This is a genomic window from Ignavibacteria bacterium (genome assembly GCA_017303675.1).
In the GTDB taxonomy this organism is placed as follows: Bacteria; Bacteroidota; Ignavibacteria; order Tepidaquicellales; family OLB5; genus OLB5.
Genome location: JAFLBX010000001.1, coordinates 356,485 through 375,929 on the forward strand (window position 1 = coordinate 356,485; position 19,445 = coordinate 375,929).

The 19,445-nt window shown below is 38.6% G+C and carries 18 protein-coding genes; 5 read left to right on the top strand and 13 right to left on the bottom strand.

Annotated elements, in window-relative coordinates:
• The first annotated feature begins 135 nt into the window (after nucleotides 1–135).
• The 5 genes from J0M37_01615 to J0M37_01635 all read left to right on the top strand — a co-directional run bounded on the left by J0M37_01615 (nucleotide 136) and on the right by J0M37_01635 (nucleotide 6,046).
• A complete protein-coding gene (locus J0M37_01615; protein ID MBN8583763.1) occupies nucleotides 136–681 on the top strand; it encodes a hypothetical protein in 546 nt (181 codons plus the stop codon).
• Nucleotides 682–724: 43 nt separating this feature from the next.
• Complete coding sequence (locus J0M37_01620; GenBank protein MBN8583764.1) at nucleotides 725–2,212, top strand: hypothetical protein; 1,488 nt, start codon at nucleotides 725–727, stop codon at nucleotides 2,210–2,212.
• 24 nt (nucleotides 2,213–2,236) lie between these two features.
• Complete coding sequence (locus tag J0M37_01625) at nucleotides 2,237–2,932, top strand: hypothetical protein (GenBank protein ID MBN8583765.1); 696 nt, start codon at nucleotides 2,237–2,239, stop codon at nucleotides 2,930–2,932.
• Between the two features lie 327 nt (nucleotides 2,933–3,259).
• Complete coding sequence (locus J0M37_01630) at nucleotides 3,260–4,168, top strand: fatty acid desaturase (protein ID MBN8583766.1); 909 nt, start codon at nucleotides 3,260–3,262, stop codon at nucleotides 4,166–4,168.
• 582 nt (nucleotides 4,169–4,750) lie between these two features.
• On the top strand, nucleotides 4,751–6,046 hold the full coding sequence (locus J0M37_01635; protein ID MBN8583767.1) for a PQQ-binding-like beta-propeller repeat protein: 1,296 nt from the start codon (nucleotides 4,751–4,753) through the stop codon (nucleotides 6,044–6,046).
• Nucleotides 6,047–6,063: 17 nt separating this feature from the next.
• On the opposite strand, the gene hypE is transcribed toward J0M37_01635, so the two are convergent.
• The 13 genes from hypE to J0M37_01700 form a co-directional block, all read right to left on the bottom strand.
• Nucleotides 6,064–7,104 (bottom strand): hydrogenase expression/formation protein HypE, encoded by a 1,041-nt coding sequence (gene hypE / locus J0M37_01640; GenBank protein ID MBN8583768.1) that lies wholly within the window; start codon nucleotides 7,102–7,104, stop codon nucleotides 6,064–6,066.
• Nucleotides 7,105–7,197: 93 nt separating this feature from the next.
• A complete protein-coding gene (gene hypD / locus J0M37_01645; GenBank protein ID MBN8583769.1) occupies nucleotides 7,198–8,286 on the bottom strand; it encodes a hydrogenase formation protein HypD in 1,089 nt (362 codons plus the stop codon).
• Nucleotides 8,283–8,552, bottom strand: a complete 270-nt coding sequence (locus tag J0M37_01650) for a HypC/HybG/HupF family hydrogenase formation chaperone (protein MBN8583770.1) — start codon at nucleotides 8,550–8,552, stop codon at nucleotides 8,283–8,285. The genes hypD and J0M37_01650 overlap by 4 nt, the downstream gene beginning before the upstream one ends.
• Before the next feature lie 17 nt (nucleotides 8,553–8,569).
• Nucleotides 8,570–10,828: a carbamoyltransferase HypF gene (gene hypF, locus J0M37_01655; protein MBN8583771.1), complete on the bottom strand. Its 2,259-nt coding sequence runs from the start codon at nucleotides 10,826–10,828 to the stop codon at nucleotides 8,570–8,572.
• A gap of 44 nt (nucleotides 10,829–10,872) precedes the next feature.
• Complete coding sequence (gene hypB, locus J0M37_01660) at nucleotides 10,873–11,517, bottom strand: hydrogenase nickel incorporation protein HypB (protein ID MBN8583772.1); 645 nt, start codon at nucleotides 11,515–11,517, stop codon at nucleotides 10,873–10,875.
• 7 nt (nucleotides 11,518–11,524) lie between these two features.
• Nucleotides 11,525–11,878: a hydrogenase maturation nickel metallochaperone HypA gene (locus J0M37_01665; GenBank protein MBN8583773.1), complete on the bottom strand. Its 354-nt coding sequence runs from the start codon at nucleotides 11,876–11,878 to the stop codon at nucleotides 11,525–11,527.
• A gap of 123 nt (nucleotides 11,879–12,001) precedes the next feature.
• Nucleotides 12,002–12,496 carry a hydrogenase maturation protease gene (locus J0M37_01670; protein ID MBN8583774.1) on the bottom strand — a complete coding sequence of 165 codons (495 nt, stop codon included), beginning with the start codon at nucleotides 12,494–12,496 and terminating at the stop codon, nucleotides 12,002–12,004.
• A gap of 4 nt (nucleotides 12,497–12,500) precedes the next feature.
• The gene (locus J0M37_01675; GenBank protein MBN8583775.1) at nucleotides 12,501–13,964 is read right to left on the bottom strand and encodes a Ni/Fe hydrogenase subunit alpha; all 1,464 of its coding nucleotides are present in this window, start codon (nucleotides 13,962–13,964) and stop codon (nucleotides 12,501–12,503) included.
• A gap of 60 nt (nucleotides 13,965–14,024) precedes the next feature.
• Entirely contained in the window at nucleotides 14,025–14,999 is a 975-nt protein-coding gene (locus J0M37_01680) for an oxidoreductase (GenBank protein MBN8583776.1), read from the bottom strand.
• Nucleotides 14,992–15,495 (bottom strand): hydrogenase iron-sulfur subunit, encoded by a 504-nt coding sequence (locus tag J0M37_01685; GenBank protein MBN8583777.1) that lies wholly within the window; start codon nucleotides 15,493–15,495, stop codon nucleotides 14,992–14,994. The genes J0M37_01680 and J0M37_01685 overlap by 8 nt, the downstream gene beginning before the upstream one ends.
• Nucleotides 15,488–17,563, bottom strand: a complete 2,076-nt coding sequence (locus tag J0M37_01690) for a CoB--CoM heterodisulfide reductase iron-sulfur subunit A family protein (GenBank protein ID MBN8583778.1) — start codon at nucleotides 17,561–17,563, stop codon at nucleotides 15,488–15,490. The genes J0M37_01685 and J0M37_01690 overlap by 8 nt, the downstream gene beginning before the upstream one ends.
• On the bottom strand, nucleotides 17,556–18,458 hold the full coding sequence (locus J0M37_01695) for a CoB--CoM heterodisulfide reductase iron-sulfur subunit B family protein (GenBank protein MBN8583779.1): 903 nt from the start codon (nucleotides 18,456–18,458) through the stop codon (nucleotides 17,556–17,558). Before J0M37_01695 ends, J0M37_01690 begins: the two co-directional genes overlap by 8 nt.
• The gene (locus tag J0M37_01700) at nucleotides 18,455–19,135 is read right to left on the bottom strand and encodes a 4Fe-4S dicluster domain-containing protein (protein ID MBN8583780.1); all 681 of its coding nucleotides are present in this window, start codon (nucleotides 19,133–19,135) and stop codon (nucleotides 18,455–18,457) included. Before J0M37_01700 ends, J0M37_01695 begins: the two co-directional genes overlap by 4 nt.
• Nucleotides 19,136–19,445: the final 310 nt, after the last annotated feature.

The window sequence follows — 19,445 nt, forward strand, 5'->3', positions numbered from 1 at the left end:
ATATAATTTTTCAACAATAAATTTTTGGCACGTTTTTTGCAGTACTTGTAATTATATGGTTATAAACAGATTATAAAAATTTAATTAATCCTATATTTATTTGCATAAAAATAAATTAAGAAAGGGTAAAATAGAATGAAGATCAATCTAAAGTTACTTTTATTATCAACAGTTATAATTTGCGCAAGTTCTTTTAGTCAGCTTAAAGAAAAAGACAACCTGTTGGGTGGTTCTTTAGGTTTTTGGGCTAAAGGAAATGTACCGATGTTCGGTGTAAACTTTGAGTCTCAGCTAACACAGGCAGGTATAGGTACAGTGGGTTTAGGAGGTATCTTCAGATATTACACATTCACAAATACATATGGTAATGGAGATTCCAGGAGATATTCCTTCACATCAATAGGAGCGCAATTGAATTACAATTTCAACCAGATTGGTGACGGAAGCTTTGTTCCATACTTTGGAGTAGTAGCAGGTTATAATTATGTGAACAATACATACACAGATGTAACAAGGAATGCCGTTTACATAACTGATGTATCTTATTCAAGCGGCGCATGGTTATGGGGACAATTAGGCATGAGATATTTCTTCAGTCCGAAAGTAGCGGGCACAGTAAGGCTTGGTTTGGGTAACAATGATTTTAATACTTTGGAATTAGGTATCGATTTCAAATTATAATGATCAATAGAAGTTCATCAAAAATAACAAAAGGGGTTCAGCAATGAAGTACACAAAATTTAAAATTTCAGCAGCATTTCTCATACTGTTTGTTCTCAGCGGGCTTGTTTCATGTTCAAAAACATCAGATGAAACAGCCGGAGACGAAGTAAAAGAAGCTGACCTGGTTAACATTAACAATGATGATATCCAGGAAACAGATGAAGACCTCCTTAATGTTGATTACAAAGAGTTTTATGATGAGCTCTCACCTCACGGAGAGTGGATAGAGGTTAAAAGTGATGATATCGGGGTAAACCTAAAACGCGGTTCTGCTAGAGGCGAAAGCAGGAGATCGGTTTCATTCAAAGAAATTTTTGGTGTTAAAGACGCATATGCAGATGATGTTAGCTTCGGGGCATTTTTTGTATGGAAACCTGCTCCGAATCTTGCAGTAGGAATTACTGCCGGAGAGCCGCCTGTTTATCAGCCTTACACTAACGGACAGTGGATTTACACCAGCAACGGCTGGTATTTCAGGGCTGCATCTCAGCATGAAGAAATTACCCATCATTACGGAAGATGGGTATATACACCTTCAATGGGATGGCTATGGGTACCGGGCAGAGTATGGGCTCCCGCATGGGTAGACTGGCGCGAACAAGAGGAATACGTTGCGTGGGCTCCTGTTCCTCCAAGTGTATATATTGTTAACAATGTAATAATTGCACCGCCAGTATATGAAGAAAGATATGTTATAGTTGAAAGAAGATATTTTATTGAACCTGAAGTTTACAGGTATTCATATAAAATTCATAAACATAAGCACAAGGTAAAGATCACAGAATGGCACAGGCCTGAAGGAATTATTGTTGTAAATAATACTGTAATTAACAGGGGTCCGGATGTGACAATAATTCAAAACGTAACCGGCAGAACTTTTGAGCCGGTAATAATCAATCATGTTAACAGCCGCGGTAAAATAAACTATTCAGAAAGGGAATACACTGTTTATTCCCCGGATTTTAAAAAGGTTAAAAAAGAAATTAAGGTAAAACACCCGGTAACTAAGCCTAAAGAATTCAGTGATTACCACAGTGCTTCCAAAAAAGAAAATGAAAGAAAATATTCTTCTAAAGAATTCCAGGATAATTCCGGAAAAAATGAAAACAAAACAAATAAAAATCCGGGAATAGAACGAAAATATTCAGATGATAAAGAAATGTATAACGGAAAGAACAATGAGAGTAAGAACAATAACAAAGAATATAATAATGAAAAAAAGAACAAACATGATAGCGAAAATAAGATAAAAAATGATGACAGGAACAGGGATTCCAAACAAAAGGAAAAAATAAAAGAAAACAAGGGTAACGAAAACAAAGGGAACGATAATAAGTCAAAAGACATTAAAAAGAAAAGTGATAACAGCCCCGGTAAAGAAAAAGGGAATAAGAAATTCAGTAATGATAAAAAAAAGAATGAAAGAGGCAATGAAGATATGAAAAAAGACGGCGCCCAGAAAAAGAATACAGGAAAAAATAAAAAATAATATAAATTTAAAGAAAGGAATTAAATGTTCAGATCTAAACTTAAAATATTTTCAATTTTCTCACTTTTAGCAATAAGTTTTTACTTTTTGCAGGGATGCGGAGAAGATTCAGTATCTACCCAGGCTGATAATGTAGATTTCAGTGTAATGAGTTCAAGTGACAGCGTTGGCAATAATATCGGAATACTCATTCTTGATACTGTAAAAGTTCTGATCAAGGATATTAAGCTTAATGTGGCTAACAATAACCAGGATTCAACCAATTTTAAGGTCGGTCCGTATGTACTGTATTTGAATATGGCTTCAAGCCTGAATATAGTAAGTATAGCTTACATTCCGCCGGGAACCTATGATAAAGTAAAGTTTGATATACACAAGCTTTCAGATAATGAAACTCCCCCGGATCCTGATTTTGTGGATATAAACGGCAGGTACTCTGTGGTAGTAAAAGGAAGATACAGCGGCGTTTCATTTGTTTTTAAATCAGATAAATCAGCCCATCAAAAGCTGACCTTTCCGGGAAACTTGCAGGTATCGGCAAGCGGAAAATCAAATATAACTTTACACGCTAAACCATATATATGGTTTATTAAAAATGGCGTTTACCTTGACCCGGGTAATCCTGCAAACCACGGTGATATAGAAAATAATATCAAAGATAATATTAATGCACATTTAAAAGTTTTTGTAGATAACGACAGAAACGGTATTCCTGATTAAATTAATTTTTTAGTTAGGGTTATTAAGACCCGGTAATATTATTACCGGGTCTTTACATTTAAGTAACTACATATCACATGTTTATCTTTAATAAATTACAAATGGAATTAATTACTTTAGATTACGTTTAAGTATATATACAATTTGGTAATTTATGCTTAAATTACATACATCTGGTATAAGTTGAGAGTATTCATCAAATCAGCCGTATCCTTAGTCAGCAATTCATAAATTTCTCATCAATAAAATATCATTTCATGTTATCTTTCAGTTGACTGTCAGCATAACAAAAACAATTTTAATTTTATAAAACAAACACAATTTTTTATGCTTAGATACAAAGCAGATATCAAAACACTCATTTATATGTTTATTACTACAAGTCTGTTCATTCTGCAATGGACAGTTATAGGTTTTAATCCTGTAGTATTTATTATATATTGTTTCTTTTCTATTTCGGTTGCAGTTATAACACATAATCATAATCACGTGAGAATCTGGAAATCAAATTTTCTCAATACATTACAGGACTGGTGGCTCACAGTATTTTATGGATTTCCTGTATTTGCATGGATACCAACACATAATAAAAATCACCATAAAATGAACAATCGTATTGGTGATTACACAATAACCTACAGGTTCAGTGAAAAAAATAATTTTCTTACACTTTTAACTTACCCAACAATCAGCGGATTTTACCAGCAAAAAGCAATAAGAGATTACCTTAAGGATATGTTTAAAAATAAACGTTCAAGGTTTTACCTGGCAATATCACAATATTTCATTTTGGTATTGTGGATTGCAGCTTTTTTGCTTCTTGACTGGAAAAAAGCACTGTTATACGTAATAATTCCGCAGCAAGTTTCTCTTTTCAGTGTATTGATCTTCAATTATGTACAGCATGTACATGCAAATGAAGAATCTGAATGGAATCATTCACGTAATTTTACAGGATTCCTTAATTTTATGCTGTTTAATAACGGGCTTCATACGGTTCATCATGAAACAGCAGGCTTGCACTGGAGCCAGGTCCCGGAAGAGCATAAAAAGGTTGAACACTTAATAGATGATTCTTTAAAAGAAAGAAGTTTCTGGTGGTACATATTCAGAAATTACGCAATGGGATTCTTTAACAAAAAATATAAAACAGATTCCATGCGGCTGCAAAGGATCGAACAGGAGCAAAGAGAGTTAAGAAAACTTAGGGAAAATACAGACCCGGTAATAGCATGAAATTATAAAAAAGCCTGCTCAAAAAAAGCAGGCTTTACTATTCGTGGAAATAATTTAATTTTTTGAATGCTTTTTATGTAATTGAAAATGTTATATAATATTACATTTCCAACAAGTTTATTTTATAGGCACTCCTTTCGTTAATTTAAAACTGAAGTATTATAATTATTTACGTTAAGTATTCTTCACGTACTACTTTTCTGGCAGCTAATATCCTCTAAAGAATTGACCTTACAATATCAGCTGCCGGATCAGCGGTTAATTCAGAAATTTAACCGCGAACAATACAGAAGCTATTATTGCTGATATATATAATAAAGGTTCGATGTTTTTCAGTGTATTCATTGGTAATATTTAAATAAAGGTTTATTTCATGTTTCTGATTCAAATATAAAACACTATACATTTAATCTGAATACTCCTTTACAGGTATTATTTTGGGATAAATATCATATTCTTAACTGACTTATACTATCTTTAAAAGCTTAAATTTATCTGAAAACAATAAAGAATATTTTTCTGTGCATATTTAATGCGCCGGAGTTATATTTACATTAAATTATTACAGAAAAAAATATTAAAATGGAACCTCAGCACAATTATTCAGCAAATAACACCGGTATACAGCAGCAGGTTTATGGCAGAAAAAAAAGCAATAAGGGATGCTTAATAGCAGGATTGATAATATTTTTGCTGATAATTGCTGCTACAGTATTTTTAGGATATTATATTTACAATAAAACCAACAGCACCATTGAACAGATAACAGATAAGTTTAAAGATCTTAAAGATAAAGACAGATTTACCGGCACCAGAAATGAAGATAAAAGATTTAACGGCGCATTTATTGATGCCGTTACTGTAAACCGTACAGGAAACACACCTGTATTTTTCCTTTTAACCGATGCTTCAAAAACTTATATCGAAACTAAAAAAAGGCCGGGATATTATTCAACCGGCGCAGCCTGTATAGACTGTAAAACGATTGCTTATATTTACGATCCTATCAGCGATAAAGTAATTACCGAAACTGAATATAAATTCCCCGATATTATTGCTTCCACTCAGCTGATCCATAAAGATAATAAAGTATACCAGTTCACAAATGCTTACGGAGAAACACCGGCAGGAATAAATATTTATGATGCAGAAACAGGTAAACTGTTGAGTGAAACCGCGGAATTCATTTCAATTTATCCTGAGCTCAGCTCAGGTATAACAGAGTTAAGTGTTAGACCTGAAGATAAAACAGTGAAATTTGATACTAAAGACGGCAGGAACAATATAATCTTCAGTGTAGAGCTCCAAAAAATATTCAAAGATGATAGAGCTCTAAGGACTGAGCTGGAAAAATCTGCAGAAGGAAACAGCTTTATTTACGGAATGGCAAGCGAAGATAACGATTCAAGAAAACAGCTTTATAAGATCAGTGCTCCGGTAAAATACATACTTTCGCAGCGCTCCACTTTAATGAGCTATGCTGACAGAAATAACATGCTTAAGAGTTATGACGCTTCTTCTGTAAAAGTATCAGATAGATCATACATTGAAGGTATTATTTATGCACAGGATGAGAACAGTGTTTTTGTAATTTCTTTAACTGCTGCCGGAAAGAAATCCGAAAGGATATTCACCTGTATTGAAGCGACTACCGGCAATGAAAAATGGTCGGTGCAGCAAAGCGAGCTTTTTGATTACCTGAAAATTGACGAAGAACAAAATTCCCAGCAAAGTTTTTCATCATCAAAAGACAGGATCACAGTATCAGTATCCGGGAATATTGTACTGTTGAAGGTAAAAGGAGACGGAGTAATGGCATTTGATATTAATTCAGGTAAAAAGCTTTGGTCCATCCAGCCGGCACCCGCAGGGTTTTAAATATAATTTCTTAAGATTCAGCATATCCTCGGCAGCTGCTCACCGCTAAGCATATCAAGAATGCGCATTGTGCCAATGCGGCTTTTAAGCTTCACAATTGCTTCACCGGCGGCATTTACTTTTCCGATAATTGATGATTCATTGTTATGATTATGTAAAATATTCAAACATTTATCAGCATGTTCCTGTGGTACTATAGTTATAAACTTACCTTCATTTGCTACATACATAGGGTCAAAGCCAAGTATTTCACATGCGCCGCTCACATCTTCATGCACGGGAACTTTAACTTCATCAATTTCAATTTCATAACCTGCTGATTCTGCCAGCTCATTTAGTGTACTTGAAAGTCCCCCGCGTGTCAGGTCACGCATACAATGAACATCGATCCCGCTATCAATAATATCTTTTACTATAAAATTTAAAGGGGCGCAATCACTTTCTATTTTATGGTCAAACTCAAGACCTTCACGCTCAGCCATAATTGCAATACCATGCCTGCCGATATCCCCGTTAAGTAATATTACATCCCCCGGCTTGATACGTTTTGGAGAAATATTTAAATTGTGTTCAATGGTTCCGATACCGGATGTATTAATAAAAATCCCGTCCCCTTTTCCTTTATCTACAACTTTTGTATCACCGGTGGCAATTTTAACACCTGCAGCTTTAGCTGCTGAAGCTATGCTTTGCACTACCTTCCATAAATCCTCCATCAGGAAACCTTCTTCAATAATAAGTCCAAGGCTGATATATTTGGGTATTGCTCCGCTCATTGCAATATCATTAACAGTACCGTTAACAGCCAGAGAGCCGATATCACCGCCGGGGAAAAATAACGGTTTAACCACGTATGAATCGGTAGTAAATGCAATTTTTTTTGAATCCACATCAATCTGAGCAGAATCATGTCCCTGCATCAAAATATCATTGCTGAACGCAGCGCTGAACATTTTTTCTATCAGGTTATGCATAAGCCTGCCGCCGCCGCCGTGCGCTAAAAGTACACGCGGGTATTCACTTATTGGTATCGGACACTGGATATTGAAGTTTTTCATATCATTTATTCCCCTCTTAAGAGGGGTGGCATTGCCGATGGCAATGACGGGGTGTGTTGTATAAAGATTCCTGCCTTCGCAGGAATGACAAGTTTACTTATTTTTCCTGTACCTGTAATATGCTGCGCAGGCACCTTCGCTTGAAACCATAGTAGCTCCAAGCGGGTGCTCTGGTGTACATAATTTACCAAACGCATCGCACTCGTGTGGTTTTTTTAATCCCTGCAGAATTATTCCGCTGATACACTCTTTAGGTTCATCAACAACAAGCTCAGCTAAGCCGAATTTTAAAGATGCATCGTATTCGATAAAGCTTTCATTAAGTATCAAACCGCTATCGGGGATCTCACCAATCCCCCTCCACTTTCTTGTACCTACTTTAAAAACAGAACTCACAATATTCTGAGCATTAACATTTCCTTCCTTATTAACAGCGCGGGCGTATTGGTTTTCAATTTCAAACCTTCCCTCTTCAAGCTGTTTTACACACATATAAATTCCCTGCAATATATCAAGTGGTTCAAAGCCGGTTACAACAACAGGAACTTTATATTTTTCAGCAATGGGGTAATATTCATTATAACCCATAACGGCGCAAACATGGCCTGCAGCAAGGAATCCCTGTACCAAACAGCTTTCACTTGAAAGAATTGCTTCCATAGCCGGCGGAACAAGAACGTGAGAAACAAGAATTGAAAAATTTTGTATCCCATGCTCTTTGGCCTGGTAAACAGCCATTGCATTAGCCGGCGCTGTTGTTTCAAAACCAACAGCAAAAAATACTACTTCTTTATCCGGATTATTCTTTGCTATCTTTAAAGCATCCAGGGGTGAATACAGCATCCTGACATCACCTCCTTCAGATTTTACCTGGAGAAGATCTTTTTTTGAGCCCGGCACCCTAAGCATATCACCGAAAGAACAGAATATTACATTCGGGTTTGAAGCTATTTCTATAGATTTATCGATCAGTTCCAGGGAAGTTACACATACTGGACACCCCGGTCCGTGAATGAGCCTAATGCTTTTGGGCAGCAGCTCATCAAGACCGAATTTTACAATAGCATGAGTCTGACCTCCGCATACTTCCATAATATTCCAGCTTTTTGTGGTTATATTATGGATGAGTTCAGAATACTTTCTTGCCGCATCAGGATCTCTGTATTCATCAATATACTTCATATACTATTATTCTTTTCCCCGCCTGAAAGTTCATCCAATCCATCAATTTCCTTCAGGTATTCAAATACCTTCATTGCTTCAGATTCATCCACTGTATTGAGCGCAAAACCGACATGCACAATTACGTAATCACCTTCCTTTGCTTCAGGTGTATAAGCAAGGTTCACATCTTTTACAATTCCCCCGAAGCTTACTTTTCCGAACTTCATCAGTTCATTTTCGGAATCCTGAATGCTTAATATTTTTCCCGGTACTGCAAGACACATAATTTTATAATTTAATATTATAGATAAGAAGCAAATTTAATTTGACCAAGCGAAATACCTCCATCACCTGCCGGTACACGCTGTTGAGTGTATGCTTTAAACCCTGATTCTGTAAGTCTTTTTACAGATCTGTTCAGAAGGTAATTATTCATAAAACATCCGCCGGTCAAAATCACTTTTTCAATACTCAGGCGATCTGCAATCTGAACAATTGCTTCAGCCAGTGAGTTATGAAACTTAGCTGAAATTAATCCGGCTGCTACACCATCATTAATATCGGTAACAATACTTTTTAAAATTTGATGCCAGTTAAAAACCAGGCTGCCTGAAGCTTCCTCAATTGAAAAGGCAAAATAATCATTTGTATCAAAATCATCAGCAGCAAATTCCAATGCCATTGCAGCCTGTGCTTCAAAATCAGCATTATGATTTATACCTATAATTGCCGAAATCCCGTCAAACAGCCTCCCGCAGCTTGAAGTAACAGGTGAATTGATGTTTTTTTCCAGCATTTGGCGAATTATTTTTACTTCCGGTTGTTTTAAAAGCGAAATATTTTTCAGGTCATTCGCGTCACTACCGTATACTTCATAAAGCATTGAATACCCTATCTTCCATACATCATGAATCGCGGATTCGCCGCCCGGCAGGCGGAATGTTTTAAAATAACCGGCCCTTGTGAAATTTTTTCCGTTGGGAATAATGAACTCTCCGCCCCATATTGTTCCATCAGTTCCGTACCCAGTTCCATCCCAGCTAACGCCAAGCACATTTTCTTCCAGATCGTTTTCAGCCATACATGAAAGAACGTGGGCATAGTGGTGCTGAACTTTATGAAGCGGGATTTTTAGTGAATCAGAATATTTTGAAGAAATATAATCAGGATGTGCATCACATACAACAACTTCTGGATTAAGCTCATAAAATGAGCTGATATCATTTATTACTTTTTTGAATGCATTAATGGATTCGGTATTTTCAAGATCGCCTATATGCTGTGAAATAAAAACATTGCTGCCTTTGTTAACAGCAATTGTATTTTTTAAATGTGCGCCTGCGGCAAGAATCGTTTTTTCTTCAAGCTTTTTCAGAACTACTGGCAGCGGGGCATAGCCCCTGGCCCTGCGTATCATAACTTCGTTTCCTGCAGCTATTCTTAGTATGGAATCATCCACATGCCTTAATATCTTTCGGTTATGAATAAGGAAATAATCCGCAATACCTGAAAGCTTTGTGTAAGCTTCATCTTCGCTGATGCAGATAGGCTCTTCTGAAATATTACCGCTTGTGGCAACAACCGGTATTCCAAGCTCTTTCATTAATATATGATGAAGCGGAGAATATGGCAGCATAATACCAAGGTACGGATTGCCGAATGTACACTCATCTGATACTATAGAGACAATTCCTTTTTTCCTTTTTAAAAGCACTATAGGCGCTTCAACTGATGTTATTAGCCGCTCTTCACTTTCACTCAATTCCGTTTCTGCTTTTACACTTTTTATATCGGGGAACATCAGTGCAAATGGTCTCTGGCTTCTCCGTTTTCTCAGGCGAAGCTCTTTTACAGCCAGCGGATTTGCCGCATCACATAAAAGCTGGAAACCGCCAATTCCTTTTAATGCAATGATCTTTCCTTCCTTAATTGCTCTGGCTGCACTAACTATTGCATTATGTTTTTCACAGATCAATTTACCGGAATTATCCGTAAGCTTTACCTGCGGCCCGCAATTTGGGCAGGCAGTAGGCTCTGCATGAAACCTGCGGTTCAGCGGGTCTTTATATTCAGCCAGGCATTCATCGCACATTTCAAACTCACCCATAGTAGTATTGGGCCTGTCATAGGGCAGATCAGCAATAATGGAATACCTTGGCCCGCAGTTGGTGCAATTTGTAAAAGGATACAGGTATCTGCGGTTAGAAGGATCGAATATTTCTTCAAGGCAATCGCTGCATGTTGATATATCAGGAAGAACAAGGGCAGTTTTGCTCCCTTCTTCAAGGCTATCACGTATCTCAAATTCTTTGAATCCTTCGGGGTCTAACCAGGTATGTTCAAAACTTTGTAAATAAGAGTTTTTCGGTTTATCAGATTTAATTCTTCTTATAAAAGCTTCCAGGATTAAACGTTCTTCTTCTGCTTCAATAAATACCCCCTGAGAGGAATTGATTATCCATCCTTTGATATTCAGCTCGTTGGCAAGCCTGTAAATAAAGGGCCTGAAACCGACACCCTGAACAACACCCCTAATAATTATCTTTACTTTTTGTATCAATGTTAACGCTGCTCAGTCAAAAAAAAATTTAAATTATTATTTCTTCAGATACTGTTTTCAAGAAAACTGCAAAGTTCGTTTATCCCAGACCCTGATGTGCAGGAAGTTTCAAATATCTTAAGTTCAGGATTAATTTTTAAGGCGTTATCCTTTAAACCGGCAATATCACAGTTCACATATGGCAGCAGGTCAATTTTATTGATAACAAGGATTTTTGAATTCATGAACATTTTAGGATATTTAAGCGGCTTATCATCTCCTTCGGTTACACTGATAACAACCATTTTCATATCTTCACCAAGATCATAACCGGCAGGACAAACAAGATTGCCTACATTTTCAATTATTAACAAATCTGTTTTAACCAGGTCAAGTGCGTTAAGTGAATCTTTAACTAAATTAGCTTCCAGGTGACAACCGCCGTTAGTGATGATCTGCACAACAGGCACGTTGTAAGCTCCTACTCTTTGTGCATCCAGATCTGTCTGCACATCGCCTTCTATTACAGAAATATTCAGCCTGCCTCCGAAATGCTGAATAATTTTTTCAACAAGGCTGGTTTTCCCGGAACCGGGTGAACTTACCATATTTACCGTAAACACACCGTTATCTTCAAACAATTTTCTGTTCTCTGATGCTATTGCATCGTTTTTTGCTAGTACTTTGCGTTCTATCTTAATGATTTCCATAAAATTTTTATTTGGTATTTTCTAAAATTTTTAATTCCTTTATTTTCAGTTCATCCCCTGAAATTACAACTGTATCACTGCTGCCGCAATTCTCACACATCATCACTGGAAATTCAGGTTCAGTTTCTTCATTACATTGCCTGCAGTTTAATCTGAAAGGAATGTTAATAATTTCCAGCTCAGACTGTTCAAGTTCAGTTCCGGCTTTAATAGCATCAAAAGAAAAATTCAGGGAATCTGATACTACCCCTGAATAAGCGCCAATTTCGAGTACAATTTTTCGGAGTGCGGGCAAATCATCCGGTGAGAGTGTTTGCTTTACAGTATCAATTATATCCCGTGCTAATGAAAGTTCATGCATAAAAAATATCCTAAGTAAATCACATTTTCATTACAAATATAGTAAAATTGTAAACAGATAAATATGATTTAGCTTAGGAAATTATCTCAAAAAAATATATTTAATTATATATTTAACAATACATTAAGCCGGAATTTTATCCTCATGGGCATATATCCATTCATTTATCTGCTCAGAAATTTTTCTTGCATATAAATGAACATTATACCTGATCTTAAAAGAAAGCCCCTGCCTTATCGTAAACGGTTCATCAATTTCTATAACAAAAATCTTAATTACTTCCGGGAATTTAATGCCAAGCTTATCAGCAAGCAGTATTACCTCGGGAAGTCCGGCATAATGAGGTGAAGTTGAGAGTCTCCCGGAAAGCTCGGCAAGTGTCAGCTCCCTGAACTTTCCGGGCTCCCTGGTAGTAAGTATAGTATCCAGAATGATAACTTTTTCATAACCTTCCAGCAGGTCAAGCAGCATAAAACCGGCAGATGAAATCCTGAATATATCGATCTCATCTGCGTATTGTTTTTCCAATAGATCCGCAGCGGCAAGAGCTGCTCCGTCATCACCCATAATATCATTACCCAAAGCAAGAATCAATATTTTATTTTTTCGGGGTTCCATTTTTTCAATTGGTAATTTTTCTGATCAGCTCTCTATTATTATCGTATAAATTAATAATGATTGGCACATTTCCGGGTAACGAATGAGTTGCACACCCGTTGCACGGGTCATAAGCCCTGAATGCCATCTCTATCATATTAAGCAGCCCGTCATCAGCCTTACCGCCATGAATAAGCTCTTTGGCAGCCTTATCAATGCTCATTGCAATACGCGCAGAGTTGTTCTGGGTTGCAACAATAAGATTTACCATAGTGAGGATTCCCCTTTCATCAGTTTTAAAATGATGAATGAGAGTTCCTCTCGGGGCTTCAACTGCTCCGATTCCTTCAACAGGTTTTGCTGTTGGCAGTGTACGGATATTTTCCCCGGTAATTTCAGGATCATTCACAAGCTCAACAATGCGCTCTGCAGCCTGGAGTATTTCAACTACTCTTGCCCAGTGATTTGCAAGTGTGTGATGTACAGGTTTACCTCCAAGAATGCTGAAGTATTCTTCATAAACTTTCTGCGCTTCAGCAGTTGCCATACCATCTGCCGCATTAAGCCTTGCAAGCGGAGCAACTGCGTAAACGCTTGTATCATTGCCATCAATATATCCCTTCCAGCCAAGCTTTTTAAGATAATTGAACTTTACATAGCTCCATGGTTCAACACGTTCTGCAATGTGCTCCAGGTAATCCTTTATTTCAAACTTTACAAATTCCTTTCCATCCGGATCAACTACCCTCATTTTACCGTCATAGAAATTAACCTTGTTATCAGCATCAACCATTCCCATATAGTAGGTCTTATGAGTATATGCGTCAGAAATTATCATTTTAACATAATCATCATTTTTAAGAACAATATCTTTGAAAACCTGTAGTGTAAACCTTGCAAATTCCAAAGCTTCATTTGCAGTCTCCTTGAACTGCTGAAGGTCTGATGGAGCAATCCCTTTTGAAACACCACCCGGCAAACCAAATACGGGATGTATGACTTTACCTCCGAGGTAGTTAATAATATTCCTTACCTTTCTGCGCATATCGATAACGCGCTTTCCGGTTTCAAGACCAACTTTTTCAATAACTCCCAGCACATTACGTTTACTTTTATCAGCAGTGGGACCAACTATAAAATCGGGTCCGCCAAGTATATAAACATGAAGCGCATGGTCTTCGAGCATAAAGGCATTGTAAATAAGCTCGCGCAGCTTGCGGGCTGTTGGAGGCGGCTCTATGCTGTAGAGACTATCAAGTGCCTTTGTTGCAGCCATATGATGAGCTGTTGGGCATACGCCGCAAATACGGCTTGTTATCTGGGGCATCTCTTCGGCAGGCCTACCCAGACAGAATGTTTCAAAGCCGCGTATCTCGGGTATCTGGTAATAAGCATGCTCGACTTCTCCTTTTTCATCAAGCAAAATGTCGATCTTTCCGTGTCCTTCAAGTCTGGTAATAGGGTCAATTGTGACACTGCGGGTTTTCATGTATTCATTATCGGCCTTCGTAAGACCTTCGTTCCATTTCTCTTTTATTACAGTATCCATTTACACATCCTCCGTAATTTTTTTTCTCAGTAAAGATGAAGCCATTCCGTACCTGTAGAAAGTTCCGACAGGATCAGGAATATCATCAAGAACAGCATCAATGCCGCTTTCATCCTTCGGTTCTATATTTGAACAAAGTGATGACAGCATTTTTGCACCCTGATCTTTAACTCTGGACGTAGGACCAAAACAACCGCTGCATGGCATATTGCCGCTTATACATAAAGCTTCGCAGCCTGCGCGTGTTGCCGGACCCATACAAATTACGCCCTGTGAAAGCAGGCATTTTGTACTATCAAGCAGCACTGCATGCGGCCTGTAGAAATGCCTGAATGAAAGGTCAGCGGGTTTTGATTCCTTTCGCGGGCACTGGTCACATAATGCCTCATCAGGCGAAAGCACAGTTCCCTTTGGAGGCAGTTCTCCTGAAAGCAGAGTTAACACTGCTTCTTTCAAAAGCTTTGGTGTCGGAGGACATCCGGGCAGGTAATAATCAACATCAATTACCTGGTCAAGAGTGCGGACAAGATTCCGGATCTCAGGAAGAGTAACGCTCATAGAGTTATGTTTTACACTTAACATTGGTCGTGTCTTTTCAGGATTAACAACAGAAGGAGATTCCTGGTACATAAATTCCATTATTTGCTGTCTTGTGAATTCATTTGCCAGTGATGGAATTCCCCCCATATGCGCACATGAACCGTAAGCAATTACAATTTTGCTTTTTTGCCGGATGAGCCTTGCCATTTCTTCCTGCTCTGAAGTCCTTATTGCGCCATTAACCATGGTGGCAAGTATAGAGCCGTCAGCCATGGCTTCAACATCAGCTCTTTTAAAATCCATAGCAACCGGCCAGAATACAATATCAACAGCATCAGCAACCATCACTATATCTTCAGCCAGATCAACAACTGATTCTTCACACCCCCCGCAGGAAGCGCACCAGTAAAATCCGATTTTCGGTTTATCAGGCATGAGCAAGCTCCTCCTTTCCGGTTTCTTCACCGGGAATGTGTTTTAATTCCTCGTTAATTTCCAGTATGTGTTTTGGAATAGAAAGCGGACCAAGGGCTTTTACTTGTTCAACCATTTCATTGATAACGGTTTTAACCTTCTCTCCTTCAGAAGCGGAGATCCATTCAAGCCTCAGTCTTTCATCAGCAATTCCAAGCGTATTAAGCATACGCTTTAGCAGGCGGAACCGCCTCAGCATTTTGTAGTTACCTTCTGAATAGTGGCAGTCTCCGGGGTGGCAGCCGCCGATGAGTACACCATCTGCACCGCTGGCAAATGCCTGAAGTATGAATTGAGGGTCAACCCTTCCTGAACACATGATGCGTATAACCCTTACGTTCGGGGCATACTTAAGCCTTGATACACCTGCAAGATCTGCAGCAGTGTATGTGCACCAGTTGCAAAAGAATGCAACTATTTTGGGTTCAAATTTTTTATTTACATTTTTATCAGGCATGTGCTGCCTCCGTTTCTTCAAGTTCAAGCCCTGCGAATTTTAACAGGCCGTCAATTTCACTGAATATCTCTTCATCATCAAAGAGGTTCTGTATAATTGAGCCTGAAGGACATGCAGCAACACAGGTTCCGCAGCCTTTGCACAGAGCTTCATTTATATATGCTTTTTTGGATTCATCGTTATATGATATTGCCGAATACGGACAGATAGGAATGCAGGACTTGCATCCAGAGCAGTATGCTTCAGTAATACTTGCTGTATTAGGTTCAAGCTCAATGCTTCCTGCGCTGATTAGCGAGAGCACTTCAGCAGCAGCAGCGCCTGCCTGAGCAACAGAGTCAGGTATGTCCTTTGGTCCCTGGCAGCCGCCTGCTATGAAGATACCATCTGTAAATGTGCTTACAGGTGCAAGCTTGGGATGCCTTTCAAGGAACCACCCTTCGTTTGAGCAGGATATATTAAACATTCGCCTTATATCATCTGCATCTTTTCTCGGCTCAAGCCCAACAGCCAGTACCACCATATCAACAGGAACCCTGCGGACAACACCAACAAGAGTATCTTCAACCCTTATGGTGAGCTTGTTCTCCTCTTCAGGAACCAATGCCCAGTCAGTTACTTCAGATACCCTGCCGCGTACAAAATGTACACCTTCGGTCATAAGCTTATCATAGAATTCTTCGTAGCCTTTGCCCGGTGTGCGCATATCGATATAGAAGTTATAAATCTGCGCGCCGGTATGCTCCTTTATAAGGTGAGCAAGCTTTAACGAATACATGCAGCAGACCTTTGAGCACCATTTATGCGCCTTCTGGTCACGGGAGCCAACACAATGAATTATTCCAACAGATTTCGGCTTGATACCATCCTTGGTAACAATTTCACCAGCTGTGGGACCCGATGCGTTAACAAGCCTTTCTACTTCAAGCGATGTATAAACATTGGGATATCTTCCGTAACCGTATTGCGGTGAAAATTCGGCATCATAAGTTTTAAAGCCTGTTGTAAGAATTACCGTGCCAACATTAATATCTTTGTATTCAGGCACCTGTTTCAGGTCAATAGCCTTTCTGTCACATGACTCTATACAGGTTTTTTTGCAGCGGTGGCTCTTAAAATCGATACATGTTTCAGGATCGAAGAGCACCACCTGCGGTGTAGCCTGCGGGAAAGGAATATAAATAGGCTTGCGTTTGCTGAGCTTTTGGTTGAACTCATCAGGATATTTTGCTTCTTTGTATATGCAGGCATCAATGCACTCCATACAGCCAACACAAAGCTCTTCTATTACATAGCGAGGTTTGCGCTTTACCTGAACTTTGTAGTTGCCCACAAATCCTTCTACCTTTTCAACTTCAGAATATGTCCATAGTGTTATATTGGGATGTGATTTTACCGCTGACATTTTCGGTGTTAAAATACATGCGGCGCAGTCTAGGGTCGGGAATGTTTTATCGAACATCGCCATATGTCCGCCAATAGTGGGCTCACGCTCAACAAGGTAAACATGCTTGCCGGCATTGGCTATGGTAAGCGCAGCAGTAATACCTGCAATTCCCCCGCCAACTATAAGCACATCGTGGTTTACAGGTACTGATTTTTTAATAAGCGGCTTATGGAAATATACCCGCTGTATAGCCGCGCGGGTAAGATCTTTAGCTTTTTGTGTTGCAGATTCTTTATTATCATGTACCCATGAAACATTTTCACGGATATTTACCATATGGAAAAAGTATGGATTCAAACCTGCTTTTTCGGCAGCCTTGCGGAAAGTATGCTCATGCAGAAGCGGTGAGCATGATGCAACAACTATCCTGTTGAGACCAAGCTCTTTTATATCTTTCTGTATAAGCTCCTGTCCGGGATCAGAACACATGTATTTATAATCACGAGAAACGGCAACCCCGGGAAGCGCAGCTGCAAATTTCTGCACTTCTTCAACATCAACCTGTGAAGCGATGTTGTGCCCGCAGTGGCAAACATAAAAACCTATCTTTGGAGTGCTGCCTGCTTTTGCTGAACCGTTGGTTTTTGGTGAACCGTTGAATTTAACGTTATTTTCAGACATAAACGCGGTTACCTCCTTCCAGTATTTTATAAATATCTTCGGGCTGTACAAACAGCCTGTGTATTCCCAGCTTGTCAGGATCTATACCCAAAGCAATACCAAGTAACTGTGTAAAATAAATTACATCAATTTTAAGATCTGTTTTAAATTTTTTATTCATATCATCTTGGTAACACTCAAGGTTGAACTGGCATAAAGAACAGGCAGTAGTAACCACATCAGCCCTGCGTTTTTTGGCTTCATGCAGAATGATATAGCTCAAAGGCAATGCAACTTCCTGAATTGTTCCAGTTAAGCTTGCGCCACAGCATCTTGTTTTCATTGTCCAGTCAACTATTTCAGCACCGGCAGCTTTAAAGATTCTGTCCATAGTTACAGGGTTTCTCTGGTCGTCAAAAGTTGAATATGGCCTTACTGTCTGACAGCCATAATAGGAAGCAACACGGATGCCTTTTAATGGTTTTTTGATCCGTTTGGTTATTTCCTGTTCACCGATATCATTTACAAGCACATCAATCGGATGCCGTACCCTGGCTTTACCTGTATAGTTAAGCCCGGATTCTTTTAATGCTTTTGTAACTGCAGCCTTATCTTCCGGGTGATCTTCGAGGAACTTCTGGGTTTTAAGAAGTATCATATAACAGGCGCTGCAGGGTGATACTATATTAACTTCAGGTTCATTTTTAAGCTGTTCTTCTGCCAGCGCAAGATTTCTAGCTGCAAGCACAAATGCTTTTCTTTCATCAACAGCCATATATGCAGTTGCTCCGCAGCAGTTCCAGTCATCAAGCTCAACATAATCCATTTCCAGCGCATCAAAAACTGCCAGCAAAGACTCTTCGTACAGCTTTCCGGTGCTTTTTAACGAACAGCCCGGGTAATATATATATTTCATACAGCAGCTCCTTTCATACCTGCAGGAAGCTCTGCTGCATTTGATCTCTTGTTTTCTTCTACACTTTCAAGCAGCTTCTTAAGTGCTTTTTTATCTTTGATCCTTTCTGTTTTAACAGATATCCTTCCCCGCTTCCAGAGCTTAAAGCCCAGTATCATATTTTTAAACAGCATTAAAGGATTGGTTTTCAGATAAATTTTCATCAGCAGCGGACCTTCACTGTTCCTGCCGTTGTTTAATACCTGCTGAAAGAAATTGTTTGCTAAAATTGATGCAGGGGATTTTTTAGGATATACATTACTTGCAATCGCCTCTCTTTTGAGGGCATACATTACATCGGTTATCTTTATGCCTTTGGGGCACTCAACAGTGCATGCATAGCATGAGGCGCACAGCCATACTGTTGATGATGTTAAAACTTCTTCTTTGAATCCTTCCCTTACCATCTGGATTATTTTCCTGGGAGTATAATCCATGTAATGGCTTACGGGGCATGCTGCAGAGCATGTGCCGCACTGAATACAGCTGAACAACTGCTCACCATGTGCTGATTCTGCGATCTTATTTCTGAAGCTCTTATCTAGCTCACTTTCGTACTTAATTCTTCTGCGTATTTCAACAATATCTTTAGCTGCATTATCCAGTGCAAAGGATTCGGCAAATATGGATCTATCCATAAAGCAGAATTCTCCTTTGATCTTTTAATTTTCAGGATATAAATTTAAACTAAAGTTAAGATATTATTTACGGCAGCTTCAGCTTTAAAAAGAACGATTACAATAATATTAATTAGTTAAAATATAAAATAAAAAAAATTAACCAATAAAGCTGAAGAATATGATTTATGGTACAATAGATGTATGAGGAACTTAATGAAGATCCGGGGGTATTGAGCCGAAGTGGAATTAAACTATAAATTGCCGGGTAATTATTTTATAATAAGCAGGGTGAAGTAATTCCGGCATAATTATAAAAATACTGAATAAC

What these genes read in the sequence shown, in the direction of transcription:
- J0M37_01615 (MBN8583763.1), top strand. Translation starts at nt 136, where the DNA reads ATGAAGATCAATCTAAAGTTACTTTTATTATCAACAGTTATAATTTGC.
- J0M37_01620 (MBN8583764.1), top strand. Translation starts at nt 725, where the DNA reads ATGAAGTACACAAAATTTAAAATTTCAGCAGCATTTCTCATACTGTTT.
- J0M37_01625 (MBN8583765.1), top strand. Translation starts at nt 2,237, where the DNA reads ATGTTCAGATCTAAACTTAAAATATTTTCAATTTTCTCACTTTTAGCA.
- J0M37_01630 (MBN8583766.1), top strand. Translation starts at nt 3,260, where the DNA reads ATGCTTAGATACAAAGCAGATATCAAAACACTCATTTATATGTTTATT.
- J0M37_01635 (MBN8583767.1), top strand. Translation starts at nt 4,751, where the DNA reads ATGGAACCTCAGCACAATTATTCAGCAAATAACACCGGTATACAGCAG.
- hypE (MBN8583768.1), bottom strand. Translation starts at nt 7,104, where the DNA reads ATGAAAAACTTCAATATCCAGTGTCCGATACCAATAAGTGAATACCCG.
- hypD (MBN8583769.1), bottom strand. Translation starts at nt 8,286, where the DNA reads ATGAAGTATATTGATGAATACAGAGATCCTGATGCGGCAAGAAAGTAT.
- J0M37_01650 (MBN8583770.1), bottom strand. Translation starts at nt 8,552, where the DNA reads ATGTGTCTTGCAGTACCGGGAAAAATATTAAGCATTCAGGATTCCGAA.
- hypB (MBN8583772.1), bottom strand. Translation starts at nt 11,517, where the DNA reads ATGGAAATCATTAAGATAGAACGCAAAGTACTAGCAAAAAACGATGCA.
- J0M37_01665 (MBN8583773.1), bottom strand. Translation starts at nt 11,878, where the DNA reads ATGCATGAACTTTCATTAGCACGGGATATAATTGATACTGTAAAGCAA.
- J0M37_01670 (MBN8583774.1), bottom strand. Translation starts at nt 12,496, where the DNA reads ATGGAACCCCGAAAAAATAAAATATTGATTCTTGCTTTGGGTAATGAT.
- J0M37_01675 (MBN8583775.1), bottom strand. Translation starts at nt 13,964, where the DNA reads ATGAAAACCCGCAGTGTCACAATTGACCCTATTACCAGACTTGAAGGA.
- J0M37_01680 (MBN8583776.1), bottom strand. Translation starts at nt 14,999, where the DNA reads ATGCCTGATAAACCGAAAATCGGATTTTACTGGTGCGCTTCCTGCGGG.
- J0M37_01685 (MBN8583777.1), bottom strand. Translation starts at nt 15,495, where the DNA reads ATGCCTGATAAAAATGTAAATAAAAAATTTGAACCCAAAATAGTTGCA.
- J0M37_01690 (MBN8583778.1), bottom strand. Translation starts at nt 17,563, where the DNA reads ATGTCTGAAAATAACGTTAAATTCAACGGTTCACCAAAAACCAACGGT.
- J0M37_01695 (MBN8583779.1), bottom strand. Translation starts at nt 18,458, where the DNA reads ATGAAATATATATATTACCCGGGCTGTTCGTTAAAAAGCACCGGAAAG.
- J0M37_01700 (MBN8583780.1), bottom strand. Translation starts at nt 19,135, where the DNA reads ATGGATAGATCCATATTTGCCGAATCCTTTGCACTGGATAATGCAGCT.